The following is an 11,976-nucleotide window of genomic DNA, read 5'->3' on the forward strand; positions in this document are numbered from 1 at the left end:
ATATCGAAGGTGGAGAGGACCTGATCGCGGGCATCGACAAGGACACGTCCTGCGTCGTGGTGCAGAACCCGAGCTTCTTCGGGCATGTGCGCGAATTCACCAAGCTGGCGGAAGCGTGCCACGCGGCGGGAGCGCTCCTGATCGTGGTCGTCACCGAGGTGGTGTCGCTGGGACTGATCAAGCCGCCGGGCGAGATGGGCGCCGATATCGTGGTCTGCGAGGGCCAGTCGATCGGCACTGGCCTGGGCTTCGGCGGTCCCTATGTCGGCCTGTTCGCGACCCGCGACAAGTACGTGCGCCAGATGCCGGGCCGCCTCGCCGGCGAGACCGTCGATGCCGACGGCAAGCGCGGCTTCGTCCTGACCTTGTCGACGCGCGAGCAGCATATCCGCCGCGAGAAGGCGACCTCCAACATCTGCACCAACGCGGGCCTCTGCGCGCTCGCCTTTACGGTGCACATGACCTTGCTGGGCGAGACGGGCTTCCGCCGCCTGGCCGAGCTCAACCACGCCAAGGCGAGCGAGCTTGCCGATCGCGTGGCTGCTGTTCCTGGCGTGAAATTGCTGAACGACAGCTTCTTCAACGAATTCACCGTGCGCCTGCCCAAGCCGGCCGCGCCGGTCGTCGAGGCGCTGGCAACCAGACGAATGCTCGCCGGCGTGCCGGTATCGCGGCTGATCCCTGACGATCCTTCCGTCGCGAACCTCCTGCTGCTGGCTGCGACCGAGACGGCGACCGAGGCGGGCATGGCCCCGCTGATCGCCGGCCTGAAGGAGGTGCTGTGATGGTCCAGTCGCTCGACCGCTCTCAGGGCAGATCTGGTGGCATCGCCGCCGGCGCGTCCGCCAGTCCCACCTTCACCGGCAATCGCGCGCTGCAGATCGAGGAGCCGCTGATCTTCGAGATGGGCCAGCCCGGCCGTTGCGGGGTCGACCTGCCGGAACCGCCCAAGGTAAAGGACCGGCTCAACGGCCTGCGCCGGAATGGCGAGATCGGCCTGCCGGGCTTGAGCGAACCGCAAGTTGTTCAGCACTACACGCGGCTCAGCCAGAAGAACTATGCCATCGACATGGGCGTCTATCCGCTGGGCTCGTGCACCATGAAGCACAATCCCCGCATCAACGAGAAGGTGGCGCGGCTGGCTGGCATCGGCGACCTCCATCCGCTGCAACCGGTCTCCACGGTGCAGGGAGCGTTCGAGCTGATCGACAGCCTGGCGCACTGGCTGAAGACGCTCACCGGCATGCCGGCCGTGGCGATGTCGCCCGCCGCCGGGGCGCACGGCGAGATGTGCGGCATGATGGCGATCGCGGCCGCGCTCGAGGCCAAGGGCGAACGGACGAAGCGTCGGATTGTGCTGGCACCCGAATCGGCGCACGGCACCAATCCCGCGACGGCGGCGGCGCTCGGCTTCACCGTGAAGCCGATCCCGGCCAACGCGAAAGGCCGCGTCGACCTCGCCGCGCTCAAATCAGCACTGGGCCCCGAAGTGGCGGCGATCATGCTGACCAATCCCAATACTTGCGGCCTGTTCGAGAACGAGATCGTCGAGATCTCCAAGGCCGTGCACGACGCGGGCGCCTACTTCTACTGCGACGGTGCCAACTTCAACGCCATCGTCGGCCGTGTCCGGCCGGGCGACCTCGGCGTCGATTGCATGCACATCAACCTGCACAAGACCTTCTCGACGCCGCACGGCGGCGGCGGGCCGGGTGCCGGGCCGGTGGTGCTGTCGGCGGCGCTCGCGCCCTATGCTCCCTATCCCTGGATCGTACGGCAGGGCGATATCTGGACCGTGGCCGAAGACGGCGCCAAGGTCGACGGCGCGCCGCTCGGACGGCTAAAGGCCTTCCATGGCCAGATGGGCATGTTCACCCGCGCGCTCGCCTACATCATGAGTCATGGCGCCGACGGCTTGAAGCAGGCGGCCGAAGACGCGGTGCTGTCCGCCAACTATGTCATGGCCTCGCTCCAGGACGTCATGACACCCGCGTTCGAGGGGCCGTGCATGCACGAGGCGCTGTTCGACGACGGCTTCCTCAAGGATACCGGCGTCAGCACTCTCGATTTCGCCAAGGCGATGATCGACGAGGGCTACCATCCGATGACCATGTACTTCCCGCTGGTGGTACATGGCGCGATGCTGGTCGAGCCGACCGAGAGTCAGGCCAAGGAAGATCTCGATCTCTTCATCGCCGCGATGCGTTCGCTGGCCGAGCGCGCGAAGAGTGGAACGGCTGCCGAGGCCTTCAAGGCCGCGCCGCGTTTCTCCCCGCGGCGACGCCTCGACGAGACACTGGCCGCCCGCAAGCCGATCCTGCGCTGGCGCCCCGGCAACAACCCGCCGGAAGGCGATCCGATGCGGCAAGCAGCCGAATAACGCTCTAATCTCTCCTCCCGAGAGCAAGAGGAGAGCGAGGCATGCGCGTTTTCACCACGCTGCCGCAGCAAGACCTGCACAAGGTTGGTCCGGCGGCCCAGGCGATAGAAGGTGCGGGCTATACCGGCGTCAGCACGCAGGAGAACAAGCACGATCCGTTCCTGGCTTTGGCTGTGGCCGGCGCCGCGACTTGCCGGATCGAGTTGCATACTGGCGTCGCCATTGCCTTCGCGCGTTCGCCAATGGTGTGCGCCAACATCGGCTGGGACCTTGCTTCGGGTACCGACGGACGCTTCACGCTGGGTCTGGGCTCGCAGATCCGCGCCCACAACGAAAAGCGCTTCTCCGTGCCGTGGTCGGCGCCGGCGCCGCGCATGCGCGAATATGTGCAGGCGGTGCGGGCGATCTGGTCCGCCTGGAAGGGCGACGGCAAGCTCGCCTACGAGGGCAGGCATTACCGCTTCACGCTCATGACGCCAAACTTCGTACCCGAGGCGTATGACGGTCCGCTGCCACGCATCGGCATCGCCGCCGTGGGGCCGGCGATGATGAAGGTCGCGGCCGAGGAATGCGACGGCGTGAAGCTCCATGTCTTTTGCACCCGCAAGTACCTGGAGCGGAAGATACAACCGATCCTCGCCGAGGGGCTGGCGAAGGCCGGCCGTGCCCGCGAGACATTCGATATTTCCGGCGGTGGCTTCGTCGTCACCGGCAAGGACGACGAGGCGGTCGCGAAGCTGTTCGACTGGGTGCGCTATCGCGTGGCCTTCTACGGTTCGACGCCGGCCTACTGGCCGGTGTTCGAGGAGCATGGCCTCGGCGATCTCGGCCGCAAGCTGAACACCATGACCAAGGCGGGCCAGTGGAACGAGATCGCCGCGCAGGTGCCGGACGACGTGGTGCATCTCTTCGCCGCCGTCGGCCGGCACGACCAGATCGCCAAGGCGATCGAGGCGCGCTTCGGCGGGCTGGTCGATTCGGTGAGCGCCAGCGCCAGCTCGGCCAGGCCAGCCGATCTCCCGCCGGAGCTGATTCAGGACATCTCGAGGATTCCGACGCAGTATCGACCGGCTTAGTCTTTGGACTGCGCGCATCCTGCGCGCCCGGATTCAAGAGCACGCAGGAACCATCGTCCGGGAGAGCATGAGGCGTCGGCAAGAAAAGGCCCCCGTCTTGCGACGGGGGCACCAGGTAGCCCGCGATTGTTCTGTGCAGGCGATGCGAATGTCTGAAGGTCAGTGCAAACGGCGCGGCAATTCGGCGATCGCGTCGTTCACCAGGGCCTCGGCCTTGCCGGCGCCGACCTGCTCGCGCAGCAGCGCCCGCGTGGCGGCGAGCGCGAGATCGATGGTCATGTCGCGCACCTGCTTGGCCGCAGCCGCTTCGGACTGCGCGATGCGGTCGAGGGCCTGTTGCTCGCGCAGTGCAATCGCCGTCTCGAGATGCTGCGTCGCACGATGTTGCATGCGCTGAACCTCTTCGCGTGCCTGCGCCACGATCGCTTCGGCCTCTGCAGCGGCCTCATCGAGCGTGCGTCTGGCGTCATCCTTCGCCCGCAGAGCGTCGATGCGCAGCCGTTCGGCGTCGCCCAGGGCCCGGGCGATGTCCGCCGAGCGCTTGTCGAGCAGGGCCGCAATCCGCGTCCACAGGAGCTTGCCCAGGAGTGCGACGAACAGCAGGAAGCCGACGGCAACCCAGGTTTCCGGATTGGCGAAGAAGCCGGTGTGCTCGGCGACGCCTTCGGAGCCGGCCGCCCATGCGCTACCCATCAGCGACCTCCTTTGGCGAGCGCGATCTTCTTCCCGAGCGCGGCCTTGTCCGCCGGCTGGCCGGACAGCTTGCCATAGACTTCGGCAGCGATGTCGTGCGCCATGTCCTCGATGCCTTCCAGCACCGTTGTCCGCTGGCCGGCGATGCGCTTCTCGGCCTCGTCGATCTTGGCGCCCAGTCGCTGGCCGAGTTCCGCGAGCCTGGCTGTCGCGGCCGCGTTGTCGGCTTCCGTCCTCTCCCGCTGCAGGCGACGCGCCTCTTCGCGGGCGTCGTTCAGGCGCTTCTCGTAAGCGGCGACCAGCGCGCGGGTCTCCTCGCTCGCCTTCTCGGCCGCGTCCAGGTCGCCCTGGATCTTGGCCTGGCGCTTGTCGAGCGTGCCGGAGATCGCGGGAATCGCGGCCTTGGACATCACCAGGTAAAGCACCACGAAAGCGATCACCAGCCAGACGATCTGGGGCGGGAAATCGTGGAAGTTGAGCTGCGGCATGCCGCCCTCGGCGGCCTGCGCTGCTCCGCTTGCGCTCAGGACGGCCAAGGCCGCCAGCGTGCCATACACCGGTGTCCGCATGATCTTCGGCCTGGAGCTCCCTAGAACACGAACAGGATCATGAAGGCGATGACCAGCGCGTACAGCGCAACCGCTTCCGTAAGCGCGAAGCCCAGCAGCACGTTGCCGAAGACGCGCGGCGCGGCCTCTGGGTTGCGCAGGGCACCCTGCACGAAGCTGCCGAAAATCTGGCCGATGCCCACGCCGACGCCGGCGAGCGCGATGGTGGCGAGGCCGGCACCGATGAGCTTGGCTGCAGAAGCGTCCATTGAACTGTCCTTTCGAAAGTCGAGTCGTGTTGCGGTTGGGAAGGCGACGCCGTCAGTGACTCGGGTGGAGGGCGTCGTTAAGGTAGAGGCAGGTCAGGATCGTGAAGACGTAGGCCTGCAGAAAAGCGATGATCAGCTCGAGACCGGTGAGCGCGAAGATGAGCACGATCGGCGCCCAGCCCGCGAGGATTCCGAGCATCACAGCGAAGCCGCCGAACACCTTCAGCATCGTATGGCCGGCCAGCATGTTGGCGAACAGTCGAATCGAGAGGCTGAACGGCCGGACAAAGTAGGAAAAGACTTCGAGCGGCGCCACGAAGACGAGGAAGTAGACCGGCACGCCTTTCGGCGCGAAGAGCTGTAAAAAGTGAAGGCCGTTTTTCGCGAAGCCGATGATCGTCACTCCCACAAACACCACGAGCGCCATCGCAAAGGTCACGATGATGTGGCTGGTCGGAGTGAAGGAATAGGGCACGAGGCCGAGCGTGTTGCAGAAGAGGATGAAGACGAAGAGCGTGAGGATGAACGGAAAGTAGGCTTTGCCCTGGCTGCCGACATTGTCACGCACCATGCCTGCGACGAACTCGTAGCCGAGCTCGGCCACCGCCTGCAGGCGGCCCGGTATCAGCGCCCGCTGGCGCATGCCGAAGACAAAGAGCAGGGTGGCGAGGATGACGGCGATCGTCATCCAGAGGGCGGAATTGGTATAGGAGGCGTCGAGAGAACCGATCCGTAGGTCGAGCAGCCGCTTGATCTCGAACTGCTCCATCGGGCTATGCATGTCGTCCCCACTCCATCCAACGCCTGCGCGTCCGCTTTCGGACCGTCGTCACGGCAGGCTATTGCCGTTCCCCTTGGCCACCTCCTCCGAGTAGGCCCGGATGGCGCGCCAGGCATTGTTGACGCCGGCTGCGAAGCCCAGAAGGAGGCCTCCCACCAACGCATACGGCGCCCAACCCATCCAGCGGTCGAGCCAGTAGCCGAAGAACCCCCCGACCAAAAGGCCCGCGATCATATCGACCATCACTCGATAGGCAACGGCCGTCTGACGCTGCGACACCCGCAAGTCCAGCTTCGGTTCGTCTTTCGCTGGACCACGCGCCTTCCTCAGGCGCTCCTCCAACTCATCGATCCGCCGCCGATCGCCTTCCGGATCGCGATCAGGCTCGCGACCTCGGCCGGCATTGCTCGATGGGGTCTCCATTTGCCTATGCTCCCGAACGTCGCAGCGATGAAGCCCGCCGCCCGATTGCGGGCGGATGTCTAGGGGGTCAAGGATACCCTGTCAAGGAACGGATTCCCTTTACCTCTCAAGTAGTTAAACCCCAGCTTGGGGCTTCATGACGGCGAACCTGGCGTCGCCATCGCGCATCACTTGGGGCACGAGATCGACCTCCCAGTCGAGATACTGGCGCATTGCCGCCTCGACATCCTCCTCGAAGTCGTAGGGGCGATACCAGACGTCCGTCGGCGGATCGGCCATCCGCGTGTGGCCGGTGTCGAGCGCCAGGCCCGCATCACGCCAGCTTTTCATGCCACCCACGAGGATTGCCACCGGCAGACCATCCGCAGCCACCTGTGCCTCTGGCGCAGCGAGAGCCGCGATCTCGCCGTCGGGCGACACAAGCACGATCCGCGCGACCTTCGCTTGCTTCGCAAGCATCTCCGGAATCGACGTGGCGAGACCCGCACGAACGGCGAACCATGCGCCCGGCACGTGGCCGTCGCGATATTTCAGGCTGGTGTCGAGGTCGATCACGAGAGTGGTGGCGAGCGATGCGTCGAGCTCGGCCGGGGTGACCGTGGCGGGCGTCGGCAGTGCGAAGCCATGGGGGAAGCGTGGCTCGGGTTCGGTCGTGAGCTCGCCGGCTGTCGGCCGGTGATCGAGCACACAGGTCTCGGACCAACCCATTTGCAAAAGCCAATGCGCCGTCATGGTGGCACGCACGCCGTCATTGTCGTGCAGCACGATGGCGGCGTTGCGCGCGCCGACATATTGATCGGTGGCCTGCACGAGCTGCCCGCCGGCGGCATGGCGAAAGCCTTTGAGATGGCCTTTCGCGTACTCGGAAGGATCGCGCACATCGAGCCGGTAGAGCGGACCGGCTTTGGCCTCGAGCTGCCTGAGTCCGGCCATGCCGATCTTCCGGATCTGCAGGCGCGCGGCGATCTTCGCCGCGGCTGCTTGCGCGAACTGCGCCGCACTGGGACTCTGCGGTCCGAAGCTTCTCGTTTCGCCGCGGGCTACTTTCAATCCCGCAAGGTGCCAGCCCATGGTGCCGTTCTTCAAAGCCATCACCCTGTTGGGCAAGCCGGCATTGATCAGCGACTGCGCGCCGATGATCGAGCGCGTACGGCCGGCACAATTGACTACGACCAGCGTCTTCGGATCGGGCGCGAAGTCCTTCACGCGATAGACGAGCTCGGCGCCCGGGCAGTCGACGCCGCCGGGGATCGACATGTTCGTGAACTCCGGCATCGGCCGGGAATCGAGGATCACGAGATCTGTCCTGGCGTCGATCAGCTTCTGCAGGTCCGAGGCGTCGATGCGCGGCGTGTCGTTGCCATGCTCGACCACCTCGCCGAAGGCCTTGCTGGGTACATTGACCCCGGTGAAGACCTCGTAGCCCGCCTCGCGCCAGGCTTGCAGGCCGCCTTTCATGACGGCGAGATCGGTGTAGCCCAGCCTGGAAAGCCGGGCGGCGGCGCGGTTGGCGCGACCACCCCATTGTGGGTCGTGAGTCTCCTCGCCGCCGTCCATCAGCACGATGCGCGTGTGCGGATCAGGCAGGAGCGCGAAGGCGCGCGGCTCGAGCCGCGAGAGCGGCAGGGGTGTTGCGAACAGGGGATGGCCTTGCGTCGAGAACTCCCCTTCCTCACGCACGTCGAAAAAGGCGAAAACCTCGCCCGATTTCAGCATCGCCTTGACTTGCTGCACCGACAGAAGGGGTGTGAGGATCTTGGCCCTGGCCATGAAGCGCCTTGCGGCGCCGCTGGCGAGGTCGACGCTGACGCGATCCGGCAGGTGCTCGAGGCTGAGGCCATAGAAGTGAAGATGCAAGGCATCGCCCGCGCCCGCCGGCGTCTCGATGTGATGGAAGTCCTCCGGCAGATAGCAGATGAAATCGCCGCGCCGCAGGGTCTTCTCCTTGGCCGGCGCTTCCCGGAGCTGGATCACTTCGGCGTGGGCGCCGTCGTCCAGGCGATCGTAGACGACGTTGCGTTCGGCCCCGTGCACGCCGGCGATGACCGCCCAGGTCGTGTGGTTGTGTGGCGGCACCTTCTTGCCGGCGCCGCCGGCCGAGGCATACAGAGCGAAGCGATGGTCGGCATCCTCGCTCAGGCGGTAGATGCCGCCGTCGGGCCCGAGCGGGAATTCGTCCTGTGGGAAAAGCTCGGCACGCCGCGCCAGCGACGAAACGAGAGCGCCGATCCGGTCGAGCGTCGCGTGAGTGACGCCGTCTTTCTCGATCTCGCGGGCCTGGCCGACAAGCTGCCGCACGGCGGCGGCGCGTTCCTGATGCACGCTCATGATTTCCTCCGGTTTGCGTCGGCATAGCGACGTGGCGCTTGTCGCCCTATGGCAGTCAAATTACCCTGCGAGCATGAAATACGTCTATTCCGTCGCCGTTGTGGCGGCGGTAACCGGTCTTGCGGCCTCGACCCTGGCCCAGACGGCGACCACGCCGCCGCACCGTCCACCTGCGGCCAAATCCACCAAGGTCGCCGCTCGAGCGCCGGCGACCCATCACGCATCCCAGCATGCGGTTCACGTCAAGCCACGCCCGGCGGTTCGCCATCCGGTGTTCGTGCCCCCGCCGCCCGTCATCGAACTCGACGAGACGGCGGTCAATCCCGATCTGCCGACCGTTCTCGATAGCCAGACCCGGGACCGCTACCGTCGCATCTTCCAGGCCCAGGCTGCCAATCGATGGGGCGAGGCCGACGCCGAGATCGGCCGGCTCACAGACAAGACCTTGATGGGCTATGTCGGGGCGCAGCGCTTGCTGTCGCCGCACTACCCCACCCGCTACGAGCAGCTTGCCGCCTGGCTGCAGGACTATAACGACCATCCCGATGCGCCGGCGATCTATCGACTGGCGCTTGCCAAGCGGCCGCACGGTGCGGCGGGCGGCGACCTGACCCCTTCGACATTCGTCAACCAGGCGCAACCGTCGCCCGCCTTCGCCGCCGCCCGCACCGTGACGGGAGCCGACGCTGCAGAGGCAGCGACGCTGCGCGCGCGCCTGCAGCAGATGATCGACGATGGCGGCTTCAATGCCGCCTTCGCCTTGCTGGACCGCAAGTCGAGCGTCGATCTCTTGGGCCCGCAGGAAGTCGAGCTGTGGCGCGGGCGGGTCCGCACCCACGCGCTCGAGGCCGACTCCCAACGCGGCGTGCAGGTGCCGGTCGAGATCAGCCTGCCGCCCGACGCCAACTGGAACGCCGGGCTCGCCGCCTTCACCGGCGGCGACATGCCTGAAGCGGCACGCCGTTTCGAAATGGTGGCCGATGCGCCGCCCGATCAGGCTTCGTCGTGGACACTGTCGGCGGGCGCCTTTTGGGCTGCCCGGGCCAATCTGCTGGCGGGCAATCCGCAAAAGTTCGCGCCTTATCTCAAACGGGCCGCACTGCATGGTCGCACCTTCTACGGGCTCATCGCCCAAAAGGCGCTGGGCATGAAGATCGTGGCCGACTGGAACCTGCCGCCGGTCGATCGCAAGCAAGCCGATCTTCTGCGCAACGATCGCGCCGGCCATCGTGCGCTGGCGCTGCTGCAGCTCGGCGCATCCACGGCCGCCAGCCGCGAGCTGTTTGCGGCTTCGCTCGACGCCGATCCGGGCTATATCACCGCCATCGTGTCGCTCGCCAACAAGGCGGTGCTGCCTGACCTGTCGGTGCGGGTCGCAAATGCCGCCTGGGATGTCCGCCACAAGATCCAGGGCTATGACGGTGCGGCCTATCCGGTGCCGCCGTGGCAGCCGGCCGGCGGCTTCAGCCTCGACCGAGCTCTGCTCTGGGGCTTCATGCGGCAGGAATCGGCGTTCAACCCCAAGGCCCGGTCCTACGTCGGCGCGATGGGCCTGCTGCAAGTGATGCCGCACACCGCGCAGATCGTCAGCACCAAATACGCGCCGGAGGCGGCCGGCGGCAATCCGTTCGATCCGTCGATCAACCTGTCGCTCGGCCAAGCCTACATCGTCTCGCTGATGGCGGGCGTCGATGACAATCTCGTGCGCACGGCGGCCGCCTACAATGGCGGTCCGGGCAATGTCAGCCGCTGGGACAATTCCTTGAATGCCTCGGCCGATCCGCTGCTCTACGTCGCCTCGATCCCGCTCAACGAGACACGCGACTTCGTGCAGCGCGTGCTGGCGAACTACTGGATGTATCAGATTCGGCTCGGCCAGCCGACGCCGTCGCTCGACCAGATCGCAGCCCATGAATGGCCGCGCTACACGCCGCAGGACTCGGCGCGTTGAAGCGGCGCGACTAAACCACGGGCGAGCCCGTCGCCGTCACGCGGCGCTGAGGGAAAGGTCCCCGCGATGAACACTGCCCGCCTGCGCCGCTTCATCGGAGACATGACCTCCCTCGTCGGCGGTGCCTGGCAGGACAGGGACGAGGCGGCGGTCGTCGAGGTCGGGCGGAAGCTCCTGGGCGAACTGATAAGCCACGACGACTGGCTTCCCGAGAGCATGGCCGAATGCCCGCCGCACGGCTATGCGCAAAACCTCCTGTGGTGCGATCCGTTCGAGCGCTTCTCGATCGTGAGCTTCGTGTGGGCGCCCAGTGCCGGCACGCCGGTACATGATCACCGGATGTGGGGTCTGGTCGGTATGCTGCGCGGGTCGGAAACATCACAGGCCTTCACGCGGGATGCGGCGACCGGCCTGCTCGCGGCAGGCAAGGCGACGACGCTTGGGCCGGGCGATGTCGAGCTCCTGCTGCCGGCCCTGGGCGACATCCATCGCGTCACCAACGCGCTCGCCGACTGCGGCTCGATCAGCATCCATGTCTATGGCGGCAATATCGGCGGGGTTCTGCGCCACACGTTCGATTCTCAGACGGGCACGCCGAGCCCGTTCGTCTCGGGCTATACGAATCGGGCGATGCCAAATCTGTGGGATCGCTCGGCAGAGGTGAGGGCGCAGCCTTAAGCTCTGCCTCTAGTGTCGTTACTGCTTGTGGGGATGCGGGTGGGTCGGATCGACCCAATAGACTTCTTCCGGCTTCTCGACCGGCGTGATGTCGATGTTGATCGCCACCGCCTCGTTGTCGGACCGGACCAGCACGCATTCCAGCGGCTCGGTATCGGAGGCGTTGATCTCCTGGTGCGGCACATAGGGCGGCACATAGATGAAGTCGCCGGGGCCGGCCTCGGCGATGAATTCGAGCTTTTCGCCCCAGCGCATGCGCGCCTTGCCTTTCACGACGTAGATCACGCTTTCGAGGTGGCCGTGATGGTGCGCGCCGGTCTTGGCATGGGCGTGGATCGTGACGGTGCCGGCCCACAGCTTCTGCGCGCCCACCCGGGCAAAGTTGATGGCGGCAGCGCGGTTCATGCCCGGCGTCTGGGCGGTATTCGTGTCGAGCGAGCCCGCGGGAATGACCCGCACGCCGTCATGTTTCCAGTCGGTCATGGCCTTCATCTAGGCGCCGCTGCTCGCGTCGGCAAGCGCCGGACGCTAGGATGATCGCATGAACAAAATTGATGAAACCAGGGCCTTCAAGCCGGTCAACATCGCCGTGCTCACGGTTTCCGACACGAGAACGCTCGAAACGGACAAGTCGGGCGACGCGCTGGTGGAACGCATCACGCGCGACGGCCATGTGCTGGCGGATCGCGCCATCGTCACTGACGACGTCGCCCTCATCCGCGCCCAGGTACAGAAATGGATCGACGCTCCCAAGGTCGAGGTGGTGATCACCACCGGCGGCACCGGCGTCACCGGCCGGGATGTCACGCCCGAGGCCCTCGAAGGGCTGTTCGAGAAGAAGATCGAGGG

At 66.1% G+C, this 11,976-nt stretch carries 12 protein-coding genes and 1 pseudogene; 6 read left to right on the forward strand and 7 right to left on the reverse strand.

Features of this window, described 5'->3' with window-relative positions; all coding sequences use genetic code 11:
• The 3 genes and pseudogenes from VH499_RS19820 to VH499_RS19830 all read left to right on the forward strand — a co-directional run.
• Positions 1–785, forward strand: a pseudogene (locus VH499_RS19820) (glycine dehydrogenase); the annotation flags it as partial.
• On the forward strand, positions 785–2,380 hold the full coding sequence (gene gcvPB / locus VH499_RS19825; protein ID WP_332054478.1) for an aminomethyl-transferring glycine dehydrogenase subunit GcvPB: 1,596 nt from the start codon (positions 785–787) through the stop codon (positions 2,378–2,380). The pseudogene VH499_RS19820 and the gene gcvPB, both read left to right, overlap by 1 nt.
• A gap of 41 nt (positions 2,381–2,421) precedes the next feature.
• Entirely contained in the window at positions 2,422–3,456 is a 1,035-nt protein-coding gene (locus VH499_RS19830; RefSeq protein WP_332054479.1) for a TIGR03617 family F420-dependent LLM class oxidoreductase, read from the forward strand.
• Positions 3,457–3,615: 159 nt separating this feature from the next.
• Here the strand turns inward: VH499_RS19830 and VH499_RS19835 are convergent, their stop codons facing one another.
• From VH499_RS19835 to VH499_RS19860, 6 genes are all read right to left on the reverse strand, one after another.
• On the reverse strand, positions 3,616–4,149 hold the full coding sequence (locus tag VH499_RS19835; protein ID WP_332054480.1) for a hypothetical protein: 534 nt from the start codon (positions 4,147–4,149) through the stop codon (positions 3,616–3,618).
• Entirely contained in the window at positions 4,149–4,718 is a 570-nt protein-coding gene (locus VH499_RS19840; protein WP_332054481.1) for an ATP F0F1 synthase subunit B, read from the reverse strand. Before VH499_RS19840 ends, VH499_RS19835 begins: the two co-directional genes overlap by 1 nt.
• Positions 4,719–4,738: 20 nt before the next feature.
• On the reverse strand, positions 4,739–4,966 hold the full coding sequence (locus VH499_RS19845) for a F0F1 ATP synthase subunit C (RefSeq protein ID WP_300778379.1): 228 nt from the start codon (positions 4,964–4,966) through the stop codon (positions 4,739–4,741).
• 52 nt (positions 4,967–5,018) lie between these two features.
• Positions 5,019–5,747, reverse strand: coding sequence for a F0F1 ATP synthase subunit A (locus tag VH499_RS19850; protein ID WP_332054482.1), 729 nt, complete (start codon positions 5,745–5,747; stop codon positions 5,019–5,021).
• A gap of 48 nt (positions 5,748–5,795) precedes the next feature.
• Positions 5,796–6,170: an AtpZ/AtpI family protein gene (locus VH499_RS19855; RefSeq protein ID WP_332054483.1), complete on the reverse strand. Its 375-nt coding sequence runs from the start codon at positions 6,168–6,170 to the stop codon at positions 5,796–5,798.
• A gap of 114 nt (positions 6,171–6,284) precedes the next feature.
• Positions 6,285–8,498 (reverse strand): rhodanese-like domain-containing protein, encoded by a 2,214-nt coding sequence (locus tag VH499_RS19860; protein ID WP_332054484.1) that lies wholly within the window; start codon positions 8,496–8,498, stop codon positions 6,285–6,287.
• A gap of 73 nt (positions 8,499–8,571) precedes the next feature.
• Between VH499_RS19860 and VH499_RS19865 the strand changes: the two genes are divergently transcribed.
• On the forward strand, positions 8,572–10,449 hold the full coding sequence (locus VH499_RS19865; RefSeq protein WP_332054485.1) for a lytic transglycosylase domain-containing protein: 1,878 nt from the start codon (positions 8,572–8,574) through the stop codon (positions 10,447–10,449).
• Positions 10,450–10,515: 66 nt separating this feature from the next.
• Positions 10,516–11,127, forward strand: a complete 612-nt coding sequence (locus VH499_RS19870) for a cysteine dioxygenase (protein WP_332054486.1) — start codon at positions 10,516–10,518, stop codon at positions 11,125–11,127.
• 18 nt (positions 11,128–11,145) lie between these two features.
• Here VH499_RS19870 and VH499_RS19875 read toward each other — a convergent pair whose 3' ends face one another.
• A complete protein-coding gene (locus VH499_RS19875; RefSeq protein ID WP_332054487.1) occupies positions 11,146–11,610 on the reverse strand; it encodes a cupin domain-containing protein in 465 nt (154 codons plus the stop codon).
• 58 nt (positions 11,611–11,668) lie between these two features.
• Between VH499_RS19875 and VH499_RS19880 the strand changes: the two genes are divergently transcribed.
• On the forward strand, positions 11,669–11,976 hold a 308-nt coding region (locus VH499_RS19880; RefSeq protein ID WP_332054488.1), incomplete at its 3' end, for a MogA/MoaB family molybdenum cofactor biosynthesis protein.

Origin of the sequence: Reyranella sp. (genome assembly GCF_036558665.1) — a bacterium.
In the GTDB taxonomy this organism is placed as follows: domain Bacteria; phylum Pseudomonadota; class Alphaproteobacteria; order Reyranellales; family Reyranellaceae; genus Reyranella.